This is a genomic window from Cupriavidus sp. KK10 (assembly GCF_018223725.1).
Taxonomy (GTDB): domain Bacteria; phylum Pseudomonadota; class Gammaproteobacteria; order Burkholderiales; family Burkholderiaceae; genus Cupriavidus; species Cupriavidus necator.
Genome location: NZ_CP073677.1, coordinates 3,368,524 through 3,394,144 on the forward strand (window position 1 = coordinate 3,368,524; position 25,621 = coordinate 3,394,144).

The 25,621-nt window shown below is 66.2% G+C and carries 21 protein-coding genes and 2 pseudogenes; 16 read left to right on the forward strand and 7 right to left on the reverse strand.

Annotated elements, in window-relative coordinates; genetic code table 11:
- Positions 1-223: 223 nt before the first annotated feature.
- The 4 genes and pseudogenes from KB879_RS15840 to KB879_RS15855 form a co-directional block, all read right to left on the reverse strand.
- Positions 224-886: pseudogene (locus KB879_RS15840) on the reverse strand (group II intron maturase-specific domain-containing protein); the annotation flags it as partial.
- Positions 843-2,555 carry a recombinase family protein gene (locus KB879_RS15845; protein WP_211979388.1) on the reverse strand — a complete coding sequence of 571 codons (1,713 nt, stop codon included), beginning with the start codon at positions 2,553-2,555 and terminating at the stop codon, positions 843-845. The gene KB879_RS15845 and the pseudogene KB879_RS15840, both read right to left, overlap by 44 nt.
- Before the next feature lie 324 nt (positions 2,556-2,879).
- Positions 2,880-3,602: pseudogene (locus KB879_RS15850) on the reverse strand (reverse transcriptase domain-containing protein); the annotation flags it as partial.
- Positions 3,603-4,044: 442 nt separating this feature from the next.
- Positions 4,045-5,133 carry a helix-turn-helix transcriptional regulator gene (locus KB879_RS15855; RefSeq protein WP_013953718.1) on the reverse strand — a complete coding sequence of 363 codons (1,089 nt, stop codon included), beginning with the start codon at positions 5,131-5,133 and terminating at the stop codon, positions 4,045-4,047.
- Positions 5,134-5,369: 236 nt separating this feature from the next.
- On the opposite strand from KB879_RS15855, the gene KB879_RS15860 reads away from it, so the two are divergent.
- From KB879_RS15860 to KB879_RS15930, 15 genes are all read left to right on the forward strand, one after another.
- The gene (locus KB879_RS15860; RefSeq protein ID WP_211979389.1) at positions 5,370-6,491 is read left to right on the forward strand and encodes an SRPBCC family protein; all 1,122 of its coding nucleotides are present in this window, start codon (positions 5,370-5,372) and stop codon (positions 6,489-6,491) included.
- 28 nt (positions 6,492-6,519) lie between these two features.
- On the forward strand, positions 6,520-7,986 hold the full coding sequence (locus KB879_RS15865) for an aldehyde dehydrogenase family protein (RefSeq protein ID WP_153953319.1): 1,467 nt from the start codon (positions 6,520-6,522) through the stop codon (positions 7,984-7,986).
- A gap of 85 nt (positions 7,987-8,071) precedes the next feature.
- Positions 8,072-9,811 carry a choline dehydrogenase gene (betA, locus tag KB879_RS15870; protein WP_211979390.1) on the forward strand — a complete coding sequence of 580 codons (1,740 nt, stop codon included), beginning with the start codon at positions 8,072-8,074 and terminating at the stop codon, positions 9,809-9,811.
- 166 nt (positions 9,812-9,977) lie between these two features.
- Positions 9,978-10,868, forward strand: a complete 891-nt coding sequence (locus KB879_RS15875; RefSeq protein ID WP_211979391.1) for a TorF family putative porin — start codon at positions 9,978-9,980, stop codon at positions 10,866-10,868.
- Between the two features lie 39 nt (positions 10,869-10,907).
- Positions 10,908-11,210, forward strand: coding sequence for a hypothetical protein (locus KB879_RS15880; protein WP_013953723.1), 303 nt, complete (start codon positions 10,908-10,910; stop codon positions 11,208-11,210).
- Positions 11,211-11,572: 362 nt separating this feature from the next.
- Positions 11,573-13,195 carry an APC family permease gene (locus KB879_RS15885; RefSeq protein ID WP_371827417.1) on the forward strand — a complete coding sequence of 541 codons (1,623 nt, stop codon included), beginning with the start codon at positions 11,573-11,575 and terminating at the stop codon, positions 13,193-13,195.
- Positions 13,196-13,274: 79 nt separating this feature from the next.
- Positions 13,275-14,228, forward strand: a complete 954-nt coding sequence (locus KB879_RS15890; RefSeq protein WP_211979392.1) for a PDR/VanB family oxidoreductase — start codon at positions 13,275-13,277, stop codon at positions 14,226-14,228.
- 103 nt (positions 14,229-14,331) lie between these two features.
- Positions 14,332-14,796, forward strand: coding sequence for an SRPBCC family protein (locus KB879_RS15895; protein ID WP_211979393.1), 465 nt, complete (start codon positions 14,332-14,334; stop codon positions 14,794-14,796).
- The gene (locus KB879_RS15900; protein WP_013953727.1) at positions 14,777-15,133 is read left to right on the forward strand and encodes a helix-turn-helix transcriptional regulator; all 357 of its coding nucleotides are present in this window, start codon (positions 14,777-14,779) and stop codon (positions 15,131-15,133) included. The genes KB879_RS15895 and KB879_RS15900 overlap by 20 nt, the downstream gene beginning before the upstream one ends.
- Positions 15,134-15,381: 248 nt before the next feature.
- Complete coding sequence (locus KB879_RS15905) at positions 15,382-16,596, forward strand: efflux RND transporter periplasmic adaptor subunit (protein ID WP_041228712.1); 1,215 nt, start codon at positions 15,382-15,384, stop codon at positions 16,594-16,596.
- 10 nt (positions 16,597-16,606) lie between these two features.
- Positions 16,607-17,299 carry an ABC transporter ATP-binding protein gene (locus KB879_RS15910; RefSeq protein ID WP_013953729.1) on the forward strand — a complete coding sequence of 231 codons (693 nt, stop codon included), beginning with the start codon at positions 16,607-16,609 and terminating at the stop codon, positions 17,297-17,299.
- A gap of 6 nt (positions 17,300-17,305) precedes the next feature.
- Complete coding sequence (locus KB879_RS15915) at positions 17,306-18,460, forward strand: ABC transporter permease (protein WP_013953730.1); 1,155 nt, start codon at positions 17,306-17,308, stop codon at positions 18,458-18,460.
- Positions 18,461-18,475: 15 nt separating this feature from the next.
- Positions 18,476-19,642, forward strand: coding sequence for an ABC transporter permease (locus tag KB879_RS15920; RefSeq protein WP_211979394.1), 1,167 nt, complete (start codon positions 18,476-18,478; stop codon positions 19,640-19,642).
- A 176-nt stretch (positions 19,643-19,818) separates the two neighbouring features.
- Complete coding sequence (gene gltS, locus KB879_RS15925; protein WP_013953732.1) at positions 19,819-21,009, forward strand: sodium/glutamate symporter; 1,191 nt, start codon at positions 19,819-19,821, stop codon at positions 21,007-21,009.
- Between the two features lies 1 nt (position 21,010).
- Positions 21,011-22,594 carry a TAXI family TRAP transporter solute-binding subunit gene (locus tag KB879_RS15930; RefSeq protein WP_211979395.1) on the forward strand — a complete coding sequence of 528 codons (1,584 nt, stop codon included), beginning with the start codon at positions 21,011-21,013 and terminating at the stop codon, positions 22,592-22,594.
- Between the two features lie 20 nt (positions 22,595-22,614).
- Here KB879_RS15930 and KB879_RS15935 read toward each other — a convergent pair whose 3' ends face one another.
- Both KB879_RS15935 and KB879_RS15940 read right to left on the reverse strand, forming a co-directional pair.
- Entirely contained in the window at positions 22,615-23,424 is an 810-nt protein-coding gene (locus tag KB879_RS15935) for a CDP-diacylglycerol diphosphatase (RefSeq protein ID WP_013953734.1), read from the reverse strand.
- The gene (locus tag KB879_RS15940) at positions 23,412-23,645 is read right to left on the reverse strand and encodes a hypothetical protein (protein ID WP_010810991.1); all 234 of its coding nucleotides are present in this window, start codon (positions 23,643-23,645) and stop codon (positions 23,412-23,414) included. Before KB879_RS15940 ends, KB879_RS15935 begins: the two co-directional genes overlap by 13 nt.
- A 153-nt stretch (positions 23,646-23,798) precedes the next feature.
- On the opposite strand from KB879_RS15940, the gene KB879_RS15945 reads away from it, so the two are divergent.
- On the forward strand, positions 23,799-24,284 hold the full coding sequence (locus KB879_RS15945) for a DM13 domain-containing protein (RefSeq protein ID WP_013953735.1): 486 nt from the start codon (positions 23,799-23,801) through the stop codon (positions 24,282-24,284).
- Positions 24,285-24,457: 173 nt separating this feature from the next.
- On the opposite strand, the gene KB879_RS15950 is transcribed toward KB879_RS15945, so the two are convergent.
- Entirely contained in the window at positions 24,458-25,528 is a 1,071-nt protein-coding gene (locus KB879_RS15950; RefSeq protein WP_211979396.1) for a porin, read from the reverse strand.
- Between the last annotated feature and the right edge of the window lie 93 nt (positions 25,529-25,621).

Genomic DNA, 25,621 nt, shown 5'->3' on the forward strand with positions numbered 1-25,621 from the left:
TCCGAGTCAATGCAACATTTGTTCCTTAAGGCGCGGAAATGAAACACCCACGATGCGGCGCAGGCACGAAAGTCCTTGCCGCAACGGCCCCGAACCCCAATGAAACAGTCGTTACAGCTGTCGGGGCGCCCCGCCAATCGGCATAGGGGGCAGCCATCGTGGCTGCGCCCCTGCCACACCACCCGGCATGCGGGTCCGCACCGGGCGGTTCGAGAGGTTGAGGTTAGGCGAGGCGGGGGAGGCCCAGCCGGTCGAAGTAGTCGATGTCCAGCACCCGATTCAGCGCGCCGTCACTGTTGCGCCACCAGCGACGGCTGTTCGCCGCCACCCGATGGGCAATCGCGGGCGCCGCGCCTAGGGCCCGCAGCTCCCGGTAGATAGTCGCGCCACGTTTCCAGTGCTTGAGCTGAATGGCCCGCATCCGGTGACGGATCCATTGGTCTAGCTCACGCCAGACCTTGGGCGTTTGGGCCAACCGGAAGTAGGCCTTCCAACCTAGAACGTAGGGCCGCAGCCGATCCACCACTACCTGTAGACTTCGCCCGCCGGAGCGGCGGGTCAGTTCGCGGATGCGTTGTTTGAACGTCAGCAGCGGCTTAATTGCCACTTTGCGCTTGACCACACGCCCTGCAGCCACCCAGAAGCTGTAGCCGAGGAATTTGCGGCCGAACGCGCTTGCCACCACGCTCTTTGCCTCGTTGACCTTCAGACGCAGGTTGCCGTACAACCGCCGCAACAGCGCCATCACCCGCTCGCCCGCCCGCTGACTGCGCACGTACACGTTCGCATCGTCGGCGTAGCGCACGAAGCAATGGCCTCGGCGCTCCAACTCCTTGTCCACCTCATCGAGCAGCACATTGGCCAGCAACGGCGACAGTACGCCGCCTACAATGTTGCATATTTTCCAGTCCCTCGTCTGAGTCGTTCGAATTTTCGCTGCTTGAAGCCGGCGGCTGCGGATCGACGCGGAACACAACTACGATTTCATCCTTGTGGATCTCGACACGTTTGACTAGACCCAGAACGATCTTGCGTTTCGTTTCAAGGTCAATCGTATCCAGCCTCTCGGTGACCGCGGTTGCAAATTCCTCAAGCCGGTTGATGACCAGAAACAGCTCGCTTTGCACTGCTCCGTGGCGCCGTGATTCCAGGATCTGCTGTTCAATCTGCACAAGCCGGTTCTTCAACTGCTGCATCTTCGGCTCGAAGTCGGCCTTGTCGATGATGCCGTCCGCGTAGCTGTCAATCAGTCGTGACTTGCCTTTTTCAAGCTGAAGCCGCTGCTTGTCCAGGCTGGTGGTGTCGAAGCCGTTCTTTTCATTTCGCTCCAACACGTCCAGTCGACGTTCGTATTCTCCCCTCAGTCGATCTGGTTGCCTGAGCAACTCCACAACTTGCTGCCATACAAGATCGTCGAGCTTGTCGGTTCGTACCTGCAGATTGTCACAGATGCGTTCGCCGCCGAAACGATAGGCGTCGGTTCCTACGCAGCGGTAATAGGCGTAATCCCGCTGATGTCCTTTGGCTGCGGCTTTGCTAACTTTTTTCGCGTAATAGGCGTAACGGCACTGTCCGCATACAGTCAGCCCCTGCAGCAGGCGCAGCGGCGCATTATCCCGTCTCTGACGTGCACGCTTGCGGTTCTCGGCAAGCTGCTCCTGGACCGTATGAAACAGCGCTTCACTGATGATGGCCGGCACCGGAATTTCGATCCATTGCTGCGGATCCGCGCGTATCGTCGAATACGGTTTCCTGGGCACATCAGCGCTGTGGCGTTGGGCACGTACGCGTACATGCAGATGATCGCGCACCTGCGTTTTGCCGAACGCGGCCCGTCCCATGTAAGCCGGATTGCGCAATATGCCCCACACCACGCTACGATCCCAGAACGGCTTACCCGAAGCCGTCTCGGTACCGGCCTCGGCAAGCCGGCGTACCACTTCTCCGATGCTCAGGCGCTCCAGACCCACCCATTGGAACATCGCTTTTACCGTTGCGGCTTGGGGCAGTTCGATGACGTAGTGGGCCGGCGTCCCGTCGAGCTGCCTGCGGATATAGCGATAGCCGTAAGGCGCCCCAGATAGCACATTGACGTTGCCACGTTTGGCACCGTGAAGCTTGCCACGGCGGTTGCGCTCAGCGATCTTGGCCCGCTCGTATTCCGCAATCATGCCCTGCATCTGCAAGAGCAGTGACTCTTCCGGCGTCGTGCCAATTGCGTGGTTGAGGAACATCACCTGTACGCCGCACGCGGACAACTCTTCCATCAGCAGCGCCTGATGCGCGTACTTGCGTGCCAGCCGGTCTGGCGACAGGATGTACAGCCGATCGATCGTCCCAAGTGCGGCGGCGTCCCGCAGGCGCTCAAGTTGCGGCCTAACCAGCGTTGCACCGCTCACCCCGGCATCAATGAAGCACAGGTCCTCCACAATCTGCGCACCGTCCGCCTGAATCCGCTCCTTCAATGCTGCGATCTGGCTGTCAATCGTTCCGCGTTTGCTTTGTTGCTCAGACGACACGCGCGCGTAAAGCGCGACCATGGCAGCGTTGTTCATCGCTTCCCTCGCTTCATAGCCCGTTGTGCCGCCACTTCGGGCTCGGCATCCGATGGCCTCGCAGTGCTGCGCGCGTCCACTGGACTGAGCCGTTCGTAGGCCTTCTGCAATTGTTCGCCGGAATATCGGTTCGGCTCAAAAGCGAGACGCACTCGCCAGTGCTTGCGTCGTCCCCGTGTCATCGATGCGACTCCCAGTCAGTGGGAGCAACGGCCTCAAGCACGAGAACCGCATCAATGGCAAGACATTCTCTGGACCATGGCGCCAGGCACTCCCTTGATATGCGAAGGCCACATCTTACCCGCGAGTTTGCTATGTTGTTGCCGGGGTTAGGGGACCGCCCTGCGGCGTGCCCTCGTTCCGTTGCAGCACCACCCCGCCATCCATCAGCCCGCTGTTCAGATACGCCCGGATCAGACGGATGACTCCGGGATCCTCGATGCGCTTCTGTAGACGGTCAATCAGGATGTCGTGGTTGACCCGGTCAAAGAACTTTTCCAAGTCCACGTCCACCACGACTCGCCGACCCGATTGCACGTACGACTGGGCGGCTAGCACCGCGTCATGCGCACGCCTGCCGGGCCGGAAGCCGTAGCTATGCTCGCTAAAGGTAGGGTCCAGAATCGGCTGCAGCACCTGCAGCAGCGCCTGCTGGATCAATCGATCCGTCACCGTCGGGATACCAAGCTCGCGCTCGCCTCCGTCCGGCTTCGGAATCGTTACCCGCCGTACCGGACTGGGCCGGTACGTCCCCTTGAGCAGTTGCTGGCGAATCTCCGGCCACGCCGACACCAGATAGCGAGCGGTCTGATCAATATCCAGACCATCCACGCCAGCGGCGCCTTTGTTGCGTCGGACCCGCCTGAACGCCTGCTTCAGGTTCTCTCGCGTCAGCGCCGCTGTCAGCAGCGCCGACCCTGTGCTCTCCGGTTCGCGTCGCGGGCCGCAGGCTTCGTCGCAGGCGCGTTCCCGGCCGGCTTCACCGTCCGTTCCCCTCGCTCGCCCCGCTCGCGCGGGCTTCTGACGCAATGCCTGTTGCATCGACACGGCTTCAAACACTCCCTCTCGTTCGGTCCTTCGTCGGCGGACTCGAGCCTTCCCGGCGCTACCTCCGACTACTATGACCTCTGCTGAGACCCCGCTCCGGCTCGACGCCGTCGCCCTTTCAGGCGCAAGGCGGGGCGTCCCCAAGTAAGACCGCACTCCTTCACTGCACAACCGCCGGATTTACGTCGCCGCCCCTTGATCACGAGAACTTCGCGGTTATTGGCCCGCTCGTCCTGGTCGGCACCGCCTTCTATCCGGTTCGTGTCCCTCGGCTCGCAGCTTCGCTCCACGCTTCCTCCCCACGCTCGGTTACCCTCACGCAGTTGCGCTTCACTTCGTTCGCTGTGATCAACTTACGGTGGGACTTGCACCCACGGGAGTGCGCCCATGCTGGGCGCACCAAAGAAAATGGGGCGGCAATGCATGCCGCCCCCTGGCGCTGTCAGGCTGCTGTGCGTGGCTTGTCCGCCGCACGCTTGCGCGGGGTCTTGCCGCCGCCGGTTGCCGGCGGCGCTGCCGGCCCGGTGACATCCTGCGAGGCGCCGACCATGGTCAGGGCGTTGCCGTGCTCGTCCAGCGTGACCTCGCCTTCCTCATGGATGTCGCGATGGCTGCCGTCGGGCAGCTGGATGCGGTAGTCGACACTGTATGGCGCCTTGTCGACGATGGCCGCGCGGATGGCGGCCTGCACGCGGGCGCGGTCCTCCTCGACGATCGACGCCAGGTAGCGCTCCATGGTCACCTTGAACGCCTGCGGGGCCCAGCCGAAGATGCGGTAGGCCTCGTCGGTCCAGGCGCAGTCGTCGGTCTGGATATTCCAGTACCAGCCGCCCAGGTGGGCAATCTCCTGCGCCTTGGCCAGCAGCGCCTCGTTCTGGCGCAGCGCGGCCTCGGCGCGTCGCCGCTCGGTGATGTCCAGGCTGACGCCGATCATCTTGACCGGGCGCTGGTCGAAATCGCGCACCAGCGTGGCCCGCGACGAGATCCAGCGCGTGGTGTCCTCATGCACGACGCGGAACTCCCACTCGTGCATCTCCTGCGCGCCCAGCGTGCGCGCCAGCACCTCGCGCAGGCGCGCAACGTCGGCCGGGTGCACGCAGGCCCAGAAGTCGTCCATGTTGCGGATATGGCGGCCGAACAGCGTGACGTCGTTGGACGAGTAGGTCAGGCCATCGGTCAGCACGTTCCATTCCCACGTGACGATGCCAGACACCTCCTGCGCGAACTTCATGCGCGCCTCGCTCTCCATGATCTCCGCCAGGTGCTTCTGGCGCAGTTCCTTGATGTGCGGGTCAGAGGCGATACTGGTCTCCAGGTCGGCGATGGCCTGCTCGCCGTAGCGCAGCCACAGCCAGTTGACACCCAGGAAGCGCGCCAGCGCGAGCAGCCGCTCGTATTCGATCTCGCCGCCACGGGTCCACTTGTGCACGGCCGACGGCGACACCGACAGCGCCTCTGCCACCTGCTTGAGCATGATCCTTTTGCCTTCCAGCACCCCCTTCAGGCGCGTGGCAAAAGTGTCTTCCGTCATGGGCATCCCCTCCACTTTTTTTCAACCGATGGTGAATTGAGTAACTCGAACCTTACACCATCACCGAAAATCGCGCGAATTGATAGCCATTAACCATCAAGTAGATCATTTTCATCGGTTTTTTGAATTGCAGCACCCCCGCGCTCCTCACTAGACTTCATCCCACATCACCGATAGTAATTTAATTTACTGTTAGTAAATCGATAAAGCACCGAGACCAACGAGGAGACAACCCCATGCAAGACACCACCGCCCCCGTCTGCGGCACCACCCCGCCGCTGGCCTACACGCTGCCGGCCGACTACTACACCTCGCAGGAAGTCTTCGAGCAGGAGAAGAAGACGATCTTCGCGCGCAGCTGGGTGTGCGTGATGCACAAGAGCCAGGTGGCCGAGAACAACCAGTACGCCACGGTGAAAGTGGCCGGCGAGAACGTGTTCGTCGTGTGCGGCCGCGACGGCGTGCTGCGCGCGTTCTACAACGTCTGCCCGCACCGCGCCCATGAGCTGTTTGCGGATGGCGCCGGCAAGGCCAAGAACGTGATCACCTGCCCCTACCACGCCTGGTCGTTCGGCCTGGACGGCAAGCTGATCCATGTGCGCAACGCCGAGAACGTGCCGGGCTTCTGCAAGGACAACGCGGGCCTGACGCCGGTGCGCGTGGAAGAGTTCTGCGGCCTGGTCTTCGTCAACCTGGACATGGACGCGAAGCCGCTGGCCGAGCAGGCCGCCGGCCTGAACGACGAAATCCGCGCCCGCTGCCCGGATGTCGACAAGCTGGTGCCGGCGCACAAGCTCAGCTACGAGATGAAGGCCAACTGGAAGGTGGTGGTCGACAACTACCTGGAATGCCTGCACTGCCAGACCGCGCACCCGGCGCTGGTCGAGTCGATCAGGATGGAGACCTACAAGCACGAAGTGCGTGGACTCTACACCAGCCAGGTCGGCCAGACCCGCTCGGGCAGCGACGCCTTCACCTATGACAGCGACGCCCCCAACACCGACTTCGCCGCGTACTGGCTGTGGCCCAACGTCACGCTGAACGTGCTCCCGGGCGACGGCAACTACGGCGTCTTCTACATGTTCCCGGTGGATGCCGACACCACCATCCAGCACTTCGAGTTCTACTTCCGCGACAGCACGCCCACGGCCGAGCAGGAACAGCTGATCGAGTACTACAAGAACGTGCTCAAGCCCGAAGACCTGAGCATCGTCGAATCGGTGCAGCGCGGCCTGAAGTCGCGCGGCTACCGCAACGGGCAGGGCCCGCTGCTGGTCACCGACGACAAGACCTCCGCCATCGGCGAGCACGGCGTGCAGCACTTCCAGCAAATGGTGCTCGACGCCCTGGCCGCCTGAAACGAACTACCGAACCGGAACCGCAGCAATGATCCAGACCCAGCTCTATATCGACGGCCAGTGGCAGTCGCCCATCGACCAAGGCACGCGCGCCATCCTGAGCCCGGCCGACGAGTCCGTGATCGCCCAGGCCGCCGAAGCCACCCGCGCCGACGCGCGCCTGGCCATCGCCGCTGCGCGCAAGGCCTTCGACGGCCCGTGGCGCCAGACGACGATCCGTGACCGCGCCAAACTGCTGAACAAGATCGCCGAACTGATCGACCGCGACGCAGAGAAGCTCGCCCACCTGGAGTCGCTCAATACCGGCAAGACGCTGACCGAGAGCCGCACCGACATGGGCGATATCGCCGCCACGTTCCGCTACTTCGCGGGGCTGGTCGCATCCGAGTCGGGCGCCGTCAACGAAGCGCCGCACCATGTGATCAGCCGCACCCTGCGCGAGCCGGTCGGCGTATGCGGCCTGATCACGCCGTGGAATTACCCCCTGCTGCAGGCGGCGTGGAAGATCGCGCCCGCGCTGGGCGCCGGCAATACCGTGGTGATCAAGCCCAGCAACCTGACGCCGCTGACCACGCACCACTTCACGCAACTGGTGGCCGAGCTGGACCTGCCGCCGGGCGTGTTCAACCTGGTGACCGGTGGCGCCGAAGTGGGCGCCGAGCTGGCCGAGAGCCTGGACGTGGACCTGGTGTCCTTCACCGGCGGCGCCTACGCCGGAGAAAGCATCATGAAGGCCGCCACCGGCAACTTCAAGCGCATCGGTCTAGAGCTGGGCGGCAAGAACCCGAACATCGTGTTTGCCGATGCCGACCTGGACGCCGCGGTCGATTACGCGCTCAACGCCGCGTTTTTCCACGCCGGGCAGGTCTGCTCCGCCGGCTCGCGCCTGATGATCGAGGACAGCATCTATGATGCATTCATCAGCCGGCTGGCCGAGCGCCTGCCGCGCATCGTGATCGGCAACGGCTTCCACGGCGAGACCCAGATGGGCCCGGTGCAGTCGGCGCAACAGCACGAGAAGATCCTGGGCATGGTGCAGGCCGGCATCGCCGAGGGCGCACGCCTGGTCCACGGCGGCAAGCGCCCGGCGGGCGACGTATTCAAGAAGGGCTACTGGCTGGAACCGACGCTACTGGCCGACGTGACGGCCGACATGAAGATTGCGAAGGAGGAAATTTTCGGGCCGGTGATCACGGCCGAGCGCTTCCGCTCCGAGGAGGAAGTGCTGCGTGCTGCCAACGACACCCCGTACGGCCTGGCCGGCGCGGTCTGGACCCGCGACCTGGACAAGGCGAATCGGATGTCGCGCGGCCTGCGCTTCGGCACGGTGTGGGTCAACGACTACCACCCGTACTTCCCGGAAGCGCCGTGGGGCGGCTACAAGGCGAGCGGCATCGGCCGCGAACTGGCCCGCGTCGGCCTGGACGAGTACACCGAACTCAAGCACAGCTATATCAACCTGGCCCCCAAGGCGATGGGCTGGTTTGGCGCCTGAGCGCAGCTGACTTCGTAATCGCGTGCGCGGCGGACCCACCCCCGGGCTGCCACGCACGGCGTCACGCAAACAAGGAGATTGCACCATGCAGGCAATCCATGAGTACGACTACATCATCGTCGGCGCGGGCTCGGCCGGCTGCGTGCTGGCCGCGCGGCTGACCGAGGATGCCGATGTCTCGGTGCTGCTGCTGGAAGCTGGCGGCCCGGACTGGCGCCTGGACTGGCGCACCCAGATGCCGGCTGCGCTGGCGTATCCGCTGCAGGGCACGACTTATAACTGGGCCTATGTGACCGAGCCCGAGCCGCATATGAACAACCGACGCATGACGCAGGGCCGCGGCAAGGGGCTGGGCGGTTCGTCGCTGATCAACGGCATGGTCTATATCCGCGGCAACGCCATGGACTACGACGGCTGGGCAGAGAACAAGTCGCTGGAGAACTGGAGCTACGCCGACTGCCTGCCCTACTTCCGCAAGGCCGAGACCTACGACAAGGGCGCCAACGACTACCATGGCGGCAACGGCCCGCTGCACGTGACCACGCCCAGGCCCGATATCAGCCCGCTGTTCCGCGCCTTTATCAAGGCCGGCGAGCAGGCCGGCTATGGCCAGACCCAGGACCTGAACGGCTATCGCCAGGAAGGTTTCGGTCCGATGGACCGCACCACCACCGCGCGCGGGCGCCGCTGCAGCACCTCGCTGGCCTACCTGGACCAGGCGAAAGACCGGCCCAACCTGACCGTGCATACGCGTGCGCTGGCGGACCGCATCCTGTTCTCAGGTCAGCGCGCCACTGGCATCTCATACGTCCAGGGCGACCACGTGCGTGAAGCCTGTGCGCGCCGCGAAGTGATCGTCAGCAATGGCGCGATCGCCTCGCCGCAACTGCTGCTGCGCTCCGGCGTGGGCAATGCGGACGAGCTGCGCGCATTTGGCATCGAGTCGGTGGCAGACCTGAAGGGCGTCGGCGAGAACCTGCAGGACCACCTCGAGATGTACCTGCAGTACGAATGCACCAAACCCGTATCGCTGTACCCGGCGCTGAAGTGGTGGAACAAGCCCGCGATCGGCATCGAATGGTATCTGCGCGGCACCGGCACCGCGGCCTCCAACCACTTCGAGGCGGGCGGCTTTATCCGCAGCAGCGATGACTTTGCCTGGCCCAACCTGCAGTACCACTTCATCCCGCTGGCGATGAACTACGACGGCAGCAACCCGGTGCAGTCGCATGGCTTCCAGTGCCATGTGGGCTCGATGCGCTCGCCCAGCACCGGCTTTGTCAAGCTGGCCAGCCGCGACCCGCGCGTGAAGCCGCGGCTGCTGTTCAACTACATGGCGCATGACGTCGACTGGCGCGAGTTCCGCGCCGCAGTGCGCCTGACGCGCGAGATCATCGGCCAGCAGGCGCTGGACCAGTTCCGCGGCCGCGAGATCAAGCCCGGCATGATGGTGCAGAGCGATGCCGAGATCGACGCCTTCGTGCGCGAGCATGCCGAGACCGCGCTGCACCCGTCCTGCACCTGCAAGATGGGCGACGCCTCCGACCCGATGGCGGTGGTCGACAACCAGGGCCGCGTGCACGGGCTGTCGGGTCTGCGCGTGGTCGATGCCTCGATCATGCCGAAGATCATCACCGGCAACCTGAACGCACCCACCATCATGATGGCCGAGAAGCTGGCCGACGTGATCCGCGGACGCGCACCGCTGCAACGCTCGACGGCGCCTTACTACAAGGCCGCCACCGCGCGCGGCGGGTCGCAGGCAGACGCGGTGCGGCATCCGCCAGCCACCACTGCGCGAATGCCGATGCCGATGCCCGCCTGACCAGGCGGAGCGGCGCGGGCTTCCCGCCAGAACCCCTGACCGACGCATGTGCTGCCGGGACTTCGGTCCCCGGCGGGCAGCGTGCGTCCGGTCGGGCGCCGCGCACCCACACCACGAAGCCGGCTACCCAGAACAAACGCAGACCGGCTGCAAGGAGGAGACTTCCATGCTGCGCAAATGCTTTGCTTCAAGACGGGCCCTGCAAGGCGCCCTGCCCCTGCTGCTGTGCCAGGCGCTGACCGCGCAGGCGCAGACGAGTGCCGGGGCCGAAACCACGCTGGCCGTGGCGCCGGTGCCGCAGGTCACGGCTACCGTGCCGCCGGCCGAGGCCGCATCGCCCGCGCCGCTGAGCGTCAACCTGACGCTGACATCGCAATACGTATCGCGCGGTTTCCGCCAGACCTGGGGCAAGCCTGCGGTGCAGGGCGGCATCGACTACGCCCACCCCAGCGGCTTCTCCGCGGGTACGTGGATGTCGAGCATCAGCGACAAGTTCATCGAGGGCGGCACCGTCGAATGGGATCTGTATGCCGGCTACACCGGCACCGTCGGCGATTTCACCTATGCCGGGCAGGTCTACTACTACCTGTACCCGGGCGCGAAGCTGCAGTACGCGCAGACCAGGTACAACTACGGCGAGGCCGTCGCGTCGCTGACGTACAAGTGGTTCAACGTCAAGTACTGGCTGACCTATACGCCCGACTACTTTGGCTACAACAGCGCCTCGCTGCTCGCCGGCAACGACCTGCACAGCCGCGGCTCGGGCTACCTGGATATCAACGGCACCTTCGACCTGGGCCACGGCGTCTCGCTGCTGCTGCACTACGGCCAGGAGCGCGTGCGCAACTTTTCCGCCTACAGCTTCCGCGACGTGCGCGTGGCATTGTCCAAGGCCTTCGAGGGCGGCTGGACCGTGACCGGCGCCTATACCCGCGGCTGGGGGCGCACCGACGTCTACGACAAGTACACCACCGGGGCGCTGGATTCGTCCGGCAACCCTTCCGTTTCCAACCCGCTGAAAAGCACGTTCCTGGTCTCGCTGACCAAGACGTTCTGACGGCAATCTTCAACCGCTGTTTTACCGCTTCCTACCACCATGGCCTCCCTGGGTCTTACCGACGCGACCGGACTTGTCGGCGTTGCCGCCTACGTTGCCGCGCATTTTGCCGTGCAGGTCCTGCACAAATCCCCGACCGGCAGGCTGGCCGTCGTCCTCAACGTGATCGGGCCGAGCTGCATCCTGGTCTCGCTGACCGGCGCCTTCAACCTGGCCTCGTTCCTGACCCAGTGCTTCTGGCTGGGGCTGACGCTGGTGGGCTGGTGGCGCAACCGGCGGGCAGGGCATGCGGTGGTGGAAACGCTGGGCGGGCCGCGCCCGGGACAGCCAGCGCAGCAGTAAGGAAGAGGCGGCCGGGACGCTTTGCAACGCGATACAAATCTTCCGTTGCCTTGGCTCCCAGCCGTTTCTATACTCACCTCAAAACACCATTGGTAACATAATTAACTAATGGTGAATCGACGAGATACCGGAAAGCCTGAGACCCCGTAACGGGCCGCATGGCAACCCGGGATGACAACAGGAGACAAGGATGAGAAACGCCCCCAGAATCCCCGCCAGACATTCCCGACCGTCGTAACCCCGGCAGGCAGTACCGCAACGTACCCACCCAGACCGCAGACGGCAGACCGTGACGGAGCGCAGCTCCAGATAAACGGCAACCCGGGAAGCAAGGAGACATCGTGTATTCACAGAAAGACGTGCTGTCGATCGGCGCGCAGGCGCCGCTCGCCCCCGCCCAACCACAGCAGCAAACCCAATCGCATGAACTGCAGCGCACCCTGACCTGGAAGGATGCCTTCTGGGTCACCAGCGGCGTGCCCGCGGGCGTGCTCTTCACCATCGGCGGCGTGTCCGCCACCATCGGCAACCCGGCCTGGGTGATCTGGATCCTCGCCATCCTGGTCGGCTTTGTGCAGTGCTTCGTCTATGCGGAGATCTCGGGCCTGTATCCGCACAAGTCCGGCGGCGCCTCGGTGTACGGCGCGCTCGGCTGGGTGCGCTACAGCAAGTTCGTCGCACCGGTCTCGGTGTGGTGCAACTGGGTAGCCTGGTCGCCGATGCTGGCGCTGGGCACCAGCCTCGCCGCCGGCTACATGCTGAGCGCGCTGTTCCCGCCCGACTCGGTCATCAACACCTGGCAGCTGACGCTGCTGGACCTGGGCGTTGTCAGCAAGGGCCTGACGCTGCGGGTGAACTCCATCTTCATCCTGGCCACCGCCTTTCTGCTGATCACCTTCAAGCTGCAGCACAGCGGCGCCTCGGCCGCGGCCACCACGCAGCGCATCCTGGGCATTGCCTCGCTGACGCCGCTGGTGCTGATCGCGCTGGTGCCGATGTTCACCGGCGACATGCCGTCCACCAGCTTCCTGCCGCTGCTGCCGCTGACCCATGACGCGGCCGGCGCGCCGGTGCTGGGCGGCTGGAACGCCGCCGGCATCAGCACCGCCATGGGCGCCATGTTCCTGGCCTGCTGGTCGACCTTCGGCTTCGAGACCGCAGTGTGCTACACGCGTGAGTTCAAGGATCCGCTGAAGGACACCTTCAAGGCGATCTTCTGGTCCGGCGTGCTGTGCCTGTTCATGTTCATTGCGGTGCCGATCGCCTTCCAGGGCTCGCTGGGCCTGTCGGGCATGCTGGAACCGGCCATCGTCGACGGCTCCGGCGTGGGCGCGGCCATGGCCAGGTTCGTCGGCGGCGGCGCGGTGGTGTTCAACGTGATCGTGGTGATGCTGGTGCTGGCGATCCTGCTGATCGTGATGACCTCGATGATGGGTTCGTCGCGCACGCTGTACCAGGCCTCGCTCGACGGCTGGCTGCCGCGCTACCTCTCGCACGTGAACGAGCACGGCTCGCCCACGCGCGCCATGTGGACGGACCTGATGTTCAACCTATTCCTGCTGCTGATGTCGAACTACATGGCGGTGCTGTCGATCAGCAACGTCTGCTACATGATCTTCGTGTTCCTGAACCTGCAGTCGGGCTGGATCCACCGCATGGACCGCCCGGACTGGGCCCGGCCCTACAAGTGCAAGAACTGGCTGCTGGCACTGGGCGCGTTCTTCGGCTTCTTCGACCTGGCATTCGTCGGTGCCGGCGCCAACTTCCAGGGCGAGCACACACTGCGCAACGGCCTGATCGCCGCGCTGCTGATCGTGCCGGTGTTCGTCTACCGCCACTACATCCAGGACAAGGGCCGCTTCCCCGAGTCGATGCGCCGCGACATGGAGCTGCCCAATGCGCGCGCTGGCGCGCTGCCCTACGTGGCGCTGATCGTCGGCGGGCTGGTGGTGTGGATCGCTGCCAAGCTGACGGTGATCACCTGACGGCTCCGGCAGGCCGGCCCGGTGCCGGCCTGACCCCCTTCCCGATTTCCCTGCTTTTCCTGAATTCCGAGGTACCGCCATGACTGACACGCTCCGCGTGCGCGTCGGCCGCGTCGAGCCGCTGGCCGCCGGCATCAAGCGCTTCACCCTGCAACCCTGCGAAGGCGGCGCGCTGCCCGCCTTCGACAGCGGCAGCCACGTGGTCGTCCATATGGACGGCGGCCGGCTGCGCAACGCCTATTCGCTGACCAGCACGCTGGGCGAGCCCGGCCACTACCAGATCGCGGTGCGGCTGGAAGAGGCTTCGCGCGGCGGCTCGCGCTATATGCACGAGCAGGTCAGCGAAGGCGACGAACTGCATATCGGCGCTCCCGGCAACCTGTTCAGCCTGGACCACGGCGCCCGCCGCCACCTGCTGATCGCCGGCGGCATCGGCATCACGCCCTTCATGACGCATATCCAGGCGCTGGCCGCGCGCGGCGCGGCGTTCGAACTGCACTACTGCTTCCGCAACGCCCAGTCCGCCGCCTTCCTGGACGTGCTGCCCGCCACGCTGCAGCTCGGCCAGCTTCACCTGTACGAGAGCGACAGCGGCACCATGCTCGACCTCGCCGCGCTGATCGCCGCGCAGCCTGCCGACACGCACGTCTATGTCTGCGGCCCGGTGCCGCTGAACGACGCCGTGGTCAACGCCGCGCGCGCCGCGGGCTGGGACGCGGGGCGCATCCACTTCGAGCAGTTCCGCAACGAGGTCGACGCCACCGGCGGCGCCTTCGAGGCCGTGCTGCAGAAGAGCGGGCTGACGCTGCAGGTCGGCGCCGACGAACCGCTGCTGCGCGCCATCGAGAAGGCGGGTATCAAGGTGGACTGCATGTGCCGCGAAGGCATCTGCGGCTCCTGCGAGACCGCCATCGTCGAAGGGCAGGCCGATCACCGCGACCAGTACCTGTCGGATGCCGAAAAGGCCGCGCAGAAGACGATGATGCTGTGCGTGTCGCGCTGCAAGGGCCAGCGGCTGGTGCTGGACCTCTGAGCATACCGCGGTCATTCGCAACCTTTTGGTTGCATTTCCCCGTCCGGTCTCCTAACATGCCACCACGAAGTTGCCTATTCATGCGTGAACAAGGAGACCGGACATGGCTTCATCCACCGACCGCATCGAGCGCAGCGTCCTGCTGGCCGCCCCCATCGAACGCGTCTGGCACGCGCTGGCCGACGCCGACACCTTCGGCAGCTGGTTTGGCGTGAAATTCGACGGCGTGACCTTCGCACCCGGTCAGCGGGCCGTGGGCAGCATCACCTATCCCGGCTATGAATACCTGAAGTTCGACGTAGAGGTCGAACGCATGGAGCCGCCCCGGCTGTTGTCCTGGCGCTGGCATCCGGCGCCAATGGAGCGCGGCCGCGACTATTCGGCCGAACCGCCCACGATGGTGGTGTTCGAGCTGAAGGAAGCCGAAGGCGGCACGCTGCTGACCGTGGTCGAATCCGGCTTCGACCAGATCCCGCCCGAACGCCGCATGGAGGCCTTCCGCATGAACAGCGGCGGCTGGGACGGGCAAATGGAAAATGTCCGGAAGCATGTCAGCGGCGCAGCCTGAAACCTCCCCCGCGCTGGAACTGCGCGATGCCGCGACCGTCTTCGCCGCGCTTGGCGACGAAACCCGGCTGCGGCTGGTGGCAGCGCTGTGCGCGGGCGGCACGATGTCGATCGCGCAGCTGACCGCGGGCAGCGCCATGACGCGCCAGGCGGTCACCAAGCACCTGCAGGTGCTGGCGCAGGCCGGGCTGGTGCGCGACAGCCGCGCCGGCCGCGAGCGCCTGTGGCAGTTCGAGCCCGGCCAGGTCGAAGCCGCGCGCCGGTCGCTGGAAGCGATCGGGCGGCAATGGGATTTCGCGCTGGCGAAGCTGAAGCTGGCGGTGGAGACCAGTCACTAGCTGACAACGTTGATTGCGCAGCCGGTTTGCTCCCCTCTCCCGCCTGCGGGAGAGGGGCAGAGGGTGGGGGAAGGCGCTGGCAAACCACCGGCTGTACTCCGTGGATGCTCCGGCCCTCACCCTAGCCCTCTCCCGCAAGCGGGAGAGGGAGCAAACAAGTGGTTCTACTCCCGCTCGCTGACCATGGACACCCTTTCACTCGCCGCTATACTGGGAGCCCCGCCCATCACAGCGAGAGGAAGCGCGCAGTGGCTGACCATGATCTGTCCAGGCTGAAAATCGACCGCGGCGCCGCCGCGGCCGGCGCCAGCATCCGCCCCCGGCGCAGGTGGCTGCGCTACGCAGTGATCACGCTGGCCGTGCTGGCCCTGGCCGGCATCGCCATGAAGCTGGCCGGGCCGCGGGCGGTGCAGACCGTCACCGTCACCTCCGCATATCCCACGCAGAATTTCACCGTGCTCAATGCCACCGGCTATGTCGTGCCGCAGCGCAAGGCGGCGGTCGCGTCCAAGGCGCAGGGCCGGCTGGAATGGCTGGGCGTGCTGGAGGGCTCGCATGTGAAGAAGGACGAGATCATCGCACGGCTGGAGAGCAAGGACGTCGCCGCCTCGTTCGCGCAGGCGCAGGCACAGGTCCAGGTGGCGCAGGCCAACCTGGCACTGCAGCAGGCCGAACTGAAGGACGCCGAGGTGAACCTGCGCCGCTCGAAGATCCTGATCGTGCCGAACGCCATCTCTCGCACCCAGTATGACGCCGACGTGGCGCGCTTTGACAAGGCGCGGGCCTCGGTAAACAGTTCGCGTGCGTCGATCGCCTCGGCCCAGGCCAATGCCCGCGCGGCCGAGGTCGCGGTGGAGCAGACCGTGGTGCGCGCGCCCTTCGATGGCGTGGTGCTGGTCAAGCATGCCAACGTGGGCGACAACATCACCCCCTTCTCCGCCGCCGCCGACACCAAGGGCGCGATCGTGACCATCGCCGACATGGAGACGCTGGAGGTGGAAGCCGATGTCGCCGAATCCAATATCGGCAAGATCCGCGCCGCCCAGCCGTGCGAGCTGCTGCTGGATGCGCTGCCGGGATTGCGGCTGGCGGGGCAGGTGTCGCGCATCGTGCCGACGGTGGACCGCTCCAAGGCCACCGTGCTGGTCAAGGTGCGCTTTGTCGACCGCGATGCGCGCGTGCTGCCGGACATGAGCGCCAAGATCGCCTTCCTGTCGCGCGCAGCCTCGGCGCAGGACCGCCAGCCGGTGGTGGCGGTGCAGCCCGCCGCCGTGGTCACGCGCCAGGGCCGGGAGCTGGCCTATGTTGTGAAGGACGGCCGTGCGCATGAGGTGCAGGTCAAGACCGGCGCCAAGCTGGGCGAACTGGTGGCCGTGCAGGGCGTCAAGCCCGGCGACGTGCTGGTGCTTTCGCCGGCCGACAATCTCGGCGACGGCGACCGCATCACCGTGGCCAAGCCGTAGAGAGGACCGCATGAGCGCAGCACCGCTGGTGCAGATCAGCCACGTCGCCAAATCCTACCGGCGCGGCGTGCAGACCGTGCCGGTGCTGACCGATATCTCGCTCGATATCGGCGAAGGCGAATTTGTTGCGCTGATGGGGCCGTCCGGCTCGGGCAAGAGCACGCTGCTGAACCTGATCGCCGGCATCGACCGGCCCGACAGCGGCACGCTGCACGTGGCGGGGCTGGACATCACGCGGCTGCCGGAAGCCGAGCTGGCCGACTGGCGCGCCGCCAACGTCGGCTTTATCTTCCAGTTCTACAACCTGATGCCGGTGCTGACCGCGTTCGAGAACGTGGAGCTGCCGCTGATGCTGACCAGCCTGCCGCGCGCGGAGCGGCGCGCGCGCGTGGAACTGGTGCTGGGCATGGTCAATCTGGCCGACCGCATGAGCCACTACCCGTCGGAGCTGTCGGGCGGCCAGCAGCAGCGCGTGGCGATCGCGCGCGCGCTGATCACCGACCCCGCGCTGATCGTCGCCGACGAGCCCACCGGCGACCTCGACCGCACCTCCGCCGCCGAGATCCTGGCGATGATGCAGCGGCTCAATGCCGATGCCGGCAAGACCATCATCATGGTCACGCACGATGCGCACGCCGCCGCAGCGGCGGGGTCGCTGGTGCACCTGGAGAAGGGGGAGCTGATCCGTGGCGAGATTGCCTAGATCGTCATGTACGCACTCAAGCTGATCACCCGCAATGCACTGCGGCACAAGTTGCGCACCGCGCTGACGGTGTTCGGGCTGGTGATCGCGGTGCTGGCGTTCGGGCTGCTGCAGACGGTGATCGACGCCTGGTATGCGGGCGCGTCTGCGGCGTCCAGCGCGCGTCTGGTGACGCGCAATGCGATCTCGCTGGTGTTTCCGCTGCCGCTGAGCTATGAAAGCCGCATCAAGGGCGTCGACGGCGTGGCCTCGGTGGCGCGCTCCAACTGGTTCGGTGGCGTCTATCGTGATCCCAAGAACTTCTTCGCGCAGTTCGCGGTATCTGACAACTACCTCGACCTCTACCCGGAATTCATCGTGCCCGACCAGCAGCGCGCCGACTACCAGCGCGACCGCAAGGGCGCGCTGGTCGGGCGCCAGCTGGCCGACCAGTTCGGCTTCAAGCTCGGCGACGTGGTCCCGATCAAGGGTACCATCTACCCCGGCACCTGGGAGTTCGTGGTGCGCGGCATCATGGAGGGGCGCGACGAGAGCACTATCACGCGCCAGATGGTGTTCCACTGGGAATACCTGAACGAGACCGTGCGCAAGCGCACCCCGCGCCAGGCCGACCAGGTCGGCGTCTTTGTGCTGGGCGTGGACAACCCCGACAACACCGCCGCGATCTCGCGCAATGTCGATGCGGTGTTCCGCAATTCGCTGGCAGAAACGCTGACTGAGACCGAGCAGGCCTTCCAGCTGGGCTTTGTCGCCATGTCCAACCAGATCATCGCGGCGATCCGCGTGGTGTCCTACGTGGTGATCGTGATCATCATGGCGGTGATGGCCAACGCCATGGCGATGAGCGCACGCGAGCGCACCGTGGAATACGCCACGCTCAAGGCGCTGGGCTTCGGCCCCGGCTTCCTGGCGCTGCTGGTGTTCGGCGAGTCGCTGGCGATCTGCGTGGCCGGCGGCGCGCTCGGCATGCTGGCGACGCCGCCGGTGGCAAGCGCCTTCAAGCAGGCCGTGGGCGGCGTGTTCCCGGTCTTCACCGTGTCGCCCCAGACCATGCAGCTGCAGGCGGCCTGCGCGCTGGCAGTGGGCGTGTTTGCCGGCATCGTGCCGGCGGTGCAGGCTGCGCGCGTGCGCATCGTCGAGGGCCTGCGGGCCATCGGCTAGCGCACGGAGGCTGACGTGGCGATCCCGCTGACCTATATCGCGCGCAACCTGTGGGCCAGGCGCCTGACCACCGCCCTGACCGCGGGCGGGCTGGCGCTGGTGGTCTTTGTTTTTGCCACCATGCTGATGCTGGACGCCGGCCTGAAGAAGACCCTGGTCACCACCGGCGAGCAGAACAACGTGGTAGTGATCCGCAAGGGTGCCGAGACCGAGATCCAGAGCGCGGTCGCCCGCGACCAGGCCAGCATCATGGAGATGCACCCGGCCGTGGCCATGAGCGGCGCGGGCCGGCCGCTGGCCTCGCGCGAGGCGGTGGTGCTGATCTCGCTCACCAAGACCAGCACCGGGCAGCCGTCCAACGTGGTGATCCGCGGCATCTCGCCGCCGGGCATGGACCTGCGCCCGCAGGTGCGGCTGGTGGCCGGGCGCATGTTCCGGCCGGGCTCGTCCGAAATCATCGTCGGTAGCAGCATCGCCAGCGGCTTTGCCGGGGTGCAGATCGGCGAGCACCTGCGCTTTGCCCAGCGCGACTGGACCGTGGTCGGCCACTTCGACGCCGGCGGCAGCGGCTTCGACTCCGAGATCTGGGGCGACGTGGACCAGCTGATGCAGTCGTTCCGGCGCAATGCGTATTCGTCGATGGTGGTGCGGCTGGCGGATACGGCGCTGTTCGACCGCTTTCGCGCCGATATCGACGTCGACCCGCGGCTGGCGGACGAGGCCAAGCGCGAGCAGGCCTTCTACAGCGACCAGTCCAAGGCGCTGTCCAGCTTTATCAATATCCTGGGCTTCACGCTGTCCACCATCTTCTCGGTCGCGGCGATGATCGGCGCCATGATCACCATGTACGCCTCGGTGGCCAACCGCGTTGCGGAGATCGGCACGCTGCGCGCGCTGGGCTTCAAGCGCGTCAACGTGCTGGCCGCCTTCCTGATCGAAGCCGCGCTGCTCGGGCTGGTGGGCGGTATCGCGGGGCTGGCATGCGCCGCGCTGATGCAGTTCGCCTCGTTCTCGACCACCAACTTTCAGACCTTCGCGGATCTTTCGTTCCGCTTCATCCTGACCCCGGCCATCGCGCTGCAGACGCTGGCGTTCTCGATGGTGATGGGGCTGGCAGGCGGCTTCCTGCCGGCGGTGCGCGCGGCGCGGATGAATATCGTGGACGCGTTGCGGGCGCGCTGAGCCGACGCCCGGGGCGGCCCCCGTCCCATCCTTTCCTTGCCTTATTCCACCCGCGCGTCTACAACCCGTAGTGATGCATGCTCCCCGTCAGGCACTGCCGGCGGCCAGTGCACCCCCGGCACGGCCAGCGGCGCCCGATGGCATTACCCCGCAACCCTCTCCGCCAGGACGGCCCGATGAACCTCGACCTGCTGAGTTCGCTGCTGACTGCCGTCGTGGTGCTGCTGATCGGCACGCTGGTCAACCGCAGCGTCGGCGTGCTGGCGCGCTACAACATTCCCGACCCTGTCACCGGCGGGCTGCTGTTCGCGATCCTCGCCTCCGTGGCGCTGGCGGCAGCGGACTTCCGCGTGGTAATCGATCCCGGCATGAAGCCGGTGCTGCTGCTGATGTTCTTCGGCGGCGTCGGGCTCTGCGCCGACCTGCGCATGCTCAAGCGCGGCGGCAAGGCGCTGGTGATCTTCCTGATCATCCTGCTGCCCTATATCTTGGTGCAGAACGTGGTAGGCGTGGCCATGGCCCGGACGCTGGACCTGCATCCCATCTTCGGGCTGGTGAGCGGATCGATCACGCTGGTGGGCGGCCACGGCACCGGTGCCGCCTATGCCGAGCGCTTTGCCGAGGTCAACAACCTGCAGGCGGTGATGGACCTGTCGATGACGGTGGCCACCATCGGCCTGATCGTGGGCGGCATCATCGGCGGCCCGGTGGCGCAATACCTGATCTCGCACTACAAGCTGCGCTCGACCGCGCGCGAGGCCGGCGACACCGAGGAAGAAGCCGCCGCCATCTCGCCCATCACTACCGTCGGTGCGCTGGCGGCGCTGGCCGGCATGCTGGCCGCGGTGATCGGCGGGCGCTGGATCGCCGCGCAGATGCCCGCCGGCCCCATCACCATCCCCGGCTTTCTGTGGTGCATGATGCTCGGCATCGCCATCCGCAACCTGCTGCCCTTTATCGGGCTGCGCTTTGACGACCGCGCCACCGACCTGATCACCAATGTCTGCCTGTCGCTGTTCCTGGTAATGACCATGATGGCACTGGACCTGGCCGAGGTGGCGCTGTCCGCAGGCCCCTTCCTGCTGATCATCGCCATGCAGGTGGTCTTCATCATTCTCTATGTGGTGCTGGTGTGCTTCCGCTTCATGGGGCGCGACTACGAGGCCGCGGTCACCTCGGCCGCCTTTATCGGCTTCAACATGGGATCGACCGCCACCGCCATGGCCAATATGCGCGCCATCACGTCCCGCTACGGGCCGGCACCCACCAGCTACCTGATCACGCCGCTGGCCGGCGCGTTCTTCGTCGACCTGATGAACGCCTTCGTGCTGACCATGCTGCTGGCATTGCCGCTGATCGGAGGCTGACATGCGCCGCGCCCTCCTCACCCTTCTCTTTGCCTTGCTGGCCAGCGCCTGGCTGGCAGGCTGCGGCGGCGGCCCGCCCGCGGACGGCATCCGCACCGGCATCAACGAGCGGCTGGCGCAGGCGCTGCCGCCGGGCACGGTGGAACTGGCCGGCCTGGACCGGCGCGGCTCGCAGGCCGACACCAAGGCCCCGGCCGGCGAGACCCGCCGCGTGGTGTATTTCGATGCGGAACTGAAACTGCTGCGCGACTACGACTTCGGCGCGTGGGACTCGCCCGGCGTGGCCGGGCTGGTGTCGGCACTGGGCGCGGGCCCGCGCGGCATCACCGGCATCACCAGCGGCGGCAACAAGGCCGGCGACATCATCCGCGCGCATGGCACGGCGCTGTACCGGCGCGACGGCGAGCGCTGGGTCGGCGTGCTGCCGGCCGGCTACCGCCCCGCGGAAGCCCCGGCCGTCGCCGCCGATGCGCAAAGGGGCCCGGCGGCGATCCTGGACGCGATGCGCAAGGTGATCGAGTCCGTGCAGAAGGATGCCTCGCCGGCACAGCGCGCCGTGATCGAGCAGGAACTGACCACCGCGCACGCCAACATCCGCGCGCGGCTGGCACGGGTCAACGAGGGCTATGCCATTGCCGCCGGCGCCGAACACGGCCAGTACCTGCGCTTTGCGAAGGCGCTGGTGGACGGGGCGCGCGTGCGCGCGATCCCACTGGTCACGCACGGCGGAGAAGAGAACCTGCGGCTGCTGCGCGCCGGCAAGGTCTCGGTGGCGCTGGCGCAGGGCGACGCGGCGCTGGAAGCCTACGAGGGCAAGGGCGCGTTTGCCGCCGACGGCCCGCAAGCCTCGCTGCGCGCCATCGGCAGCCTCTACCCCGAGCCCGTGCACGTGCTGGTGCGCGACGCCGATCCCGCCCGCTCGGTATCCGAGCTGCGCGGCAAGCGCATCGCCGTGGGCGAGCGCGGCTCAGCCTCGCGCGTGACCGCGCTGCGCGTGCTGGCAGCGCACGGCCTGACCGACAAGGACTTCAAGGCCGAGGAAGTCGGGCTGAGCACCGGGCTGGTGGCGCTGCGCCAGAACCAGGTCGACGCGGTGATCCAGGTGATCGGCGTGCCGGCCGACAGCATCCGCGACGCGCTGGGCGAAATGCCGCTGCGGCTGCTGCCGCTGGATGAACGGGTCATCACCGCGATGGTTGGGCAGAAAGCGGGCTATTTCAGCGCCACCATCGCGCCGGGCACCTATCCCGGCCTGCACACGCCGGTACGCACCATCGCCACGGCGGCGATCCTGGTGACCGGGCCGGACCTGTCCGATACCGAAGTGGCCGAGCTGACGCGGCTGGTCTACCGCCACGGGCGCGACTTTGTCGCCCGCGGCAGCGCCCAGGGCGCACAGATCGCCGTGGCAACGGCGCGTGAAGGGCTGATGATCCCGCAGCACCTGGCGGCGGCCAAGGCGCTGGACGCGCTGGCGACACCCGGCGGGACGCCCGCCAAGCCCAGCGGAACGCCCGCGAAGCCCATTGAAACGCCTGCGAAGCCCGTTGAAACGCCTGCGGCTTCGGGCACCCGGGCGCAGTGAGGCCCGGCGCTGGCCGCCGATCAGCCCGGCGCGCTCGACAAGCCTTCGGCCAGCCTGCAGCGCCGGTCCAGGAAATCGCTGGCGTGGCCGTTGCTGCCAGCCGCCGTGTCGACGGGCTGGTCGATCACGACAAAGCCTGCCCCGCCCTGCCGTTCCTGCACATAGGTGACAAAGATGCCACGGTCCGGTGGCGCTGCGGCGGCGCTCCCCCTGGTGCCGTCACGCACAAGCTGGAAAGGGTCGACCGCCAGCCGCGGCGCGCCGGCCGGCACAAAGATCGCGCGCACCGGCTTGCCCTCGAGCCGCAGCGCAGTCCAGCCGGTGCCGATCGGCCCGGCCGCGCCATTGACCACGGCGCGCGCGGCCGCGCTGATGCAATCGAGATGGATATGCAGCTGGTCCTGGCTGCGCGAGGCGCGGGAATTGATCGCCAGGCCCAGCATGTCGTCAGGCACGGCCTTGCCAAGCGAGCGGCCAACGATGCCGCGCGCGGCCCAGCCGAAGGCCCAGGGGTTGGCGCCTGCGCCGTCCCAGGCTTTGGCATCGTCGATGCCGGTCACCGTCCGTGCCGGGATCACCAGGTAGTGCGACTTGCCGATCGCGTCCTTGTAGAGCACCAGTCCCTGGGACCGGTCCACTTGCGCGCAATCGGGATGCGCCGCCGCAGTATTGCCAAGGCAGCGCTGCTGCACGTTGCGCCACAAGCCATCGCGACCGCCCGACAGGAAGCCGACGACGTTTTCGGCGGTGCAGCCGGCCAGGGCCAGGATGGCCGCCAGCCACAATGCGGGGGCACCGCGCCAACCGCGTGCCGGCTTCAGCGCCGGCACGAAACTCCGTAGAAAGTCCCGGCGCGTGGATTAGACACCACATAGGCGTGGCGCTGCGCCCAGAACTGCGCGGTACGGAAGGCTTCGGCCTCGCGCTCGCTCCAGTCCGTTGCAAGCAACGGCAGAGCCTCGGCATCGGTGGTGAGATAGACGCGCGCCTGATAGCGGGCGGATTGCAGCGTGCCGGTACGGATGGTGCGGATCGTGACGTGGAGGGTCATAGGCAGCTTCTCGACAAGGCGACTACCAAATCATAACCACTTCCGTGTGTTGGATTGGTGAAACCGTTGCGAATGTGCTAAGGCACCACAGATCTGTCAGGATCCGGCCCCGGCATCGACTTACCCGCATCCTCATGCCTTCGGGAGAAAAACATGCCGGCCAACCCGCTCCGCAAGCCCGCCATCCTTGTGCTGACCCATCTTGCCGCGCTGGCCGTGGGCTTTGGTGCGGGCATCTATGTCTTGCCGATCCTGACGGAACAGGCCGGGGCCAGTGCCGAGCAAGTGCAGATTGTGGCACAACAGTCGCGCTACACCGGCACCTTCCGCAAAGACCTGGCGGGGAGCGACGCGTTGCACTGGGCCAGCGGCCAGCTCCATGTTTCGCCGCACGCGCTTGCCTTTGAAGGCAGCGTTGCGCCGGGGCCGGATTATCGGATCTACCTGGCGCCGGAGTTTGTCGACAACAAGGAGGCCTTCCTTCGGATCAAGGACCGGTCGCTGCAGGTTGGTGAGCTGAAGACCTTTGGCAACTTCACCGTGGCGTTGCCGGCTGGCGTGGATCCGGCGCGGTATGGGGCGGTGGTGATCTGGTGTGAGAGGTTTGGGCAGTTTATTGGGGCGGCGGGGTATCAGTAGTCATCGCCAACAAAGACACCCCGCAACCAAGGGCGAGGACCAGAGAAAAAAGAGCCGATCAAACCAACCGGCCCAACGAACCCCGCAATGCAATCCGCAGGTGTCGATATGACAGTTAATCGCCCACCCATGCAGGCATCACCCCCTGCCAGGCGGGCATCAGGCGATTACGCTCAGAAGCGATGACGCAGGCCAACGGTAGCACCAGTCTGGTTCTCACCAGCCACCACCGTACCAACCCCATTCAAGCCCAGCGCCGAACCCGACTTGTTCTTCGAGTAGCCAACATTCAGGTACACATCCGTACGCTTGGACAGCGAGTAGTCCGCCGACAGCACGAACATCCACGGATCCGCATCGCTATTGCGGGTGTCGTTGTAGTAGGCCGCGCCGGTAAGCTGGAAGGCAGGCGTGAAGCGGTACTGCGCGCCAGCCCAGTACACGTTGCTGCGGGTCGAAGCGGCGCTGGCGCTCGACACGCCGTCGTCCTTCAGCCAGCGGTAGCCGGCAAACACCTTGGCGTCGCCGAAGGCATAGGCGGTACCCACCGCGGCGCGCTTGGCGGCACGGTCCTGCAGCGCCACGGTGGCGCCCTGGTACTGGTCGTAAGCCGCGCCGACCGAGAAGCCGCCTGCGGCGTACGACAGGCCGCCGCCGAAGTTGCGCGCGACCTTGGGCTCGCCCGGGACTTCGCCGTTGTTGTCGCGGCCGAAGCTGTAGAAGCCGGTGGCGGTCAGGCCGCCGAACTTGCCGGTGTACTTGATGGCGTTGTCGGCGCGGCCGTTGAAGGCCGAGTCAACGCTGTTCAGCGAGTAGCGCGGGCCCACGCCCATCGGGTCGAAGGCGCCGAACAGGTCGTACAGCGAATTCTGCTGGCGGCCCAGCGTGACCGCGCCCCAGCCGCCCTGCAGGCCGACGTAGGCCTGGCGGCCGAACAGGCGGTTGCCCTGGCCCGAGGTGCCGGTATCGATGTCGAACCCGCTCTCCAGCACGAAGATACCCTTCAGGTCGCCGCCCAGGTCTTCGGTGCCGCGCAGGCCCCAGCGCGAGCCGGACAAGTTGCCAGAGTTCAGGCGCGTTGCCGTACCCTGGGCGCCGTTGCTGCCCGGCACGTGGCTGATCACTTCGACGCCGGCATCGACGATGCCGTAAAGCGTAACGTTCGACGCGGACTGGGCCGACGCCACCCCGGATACGGCCGACGCAGCCGCTGCTGCCGTCATTGCAAGGAAAGCTTTCTTCACTGTAATTTCTCTGTGTTCTGTTTGAGGCACGACACCGCGCCGGACCCAGGCCGGGTCGGCAAGGCCAACCCGGTCCAGCCGGGCAACCCGGCA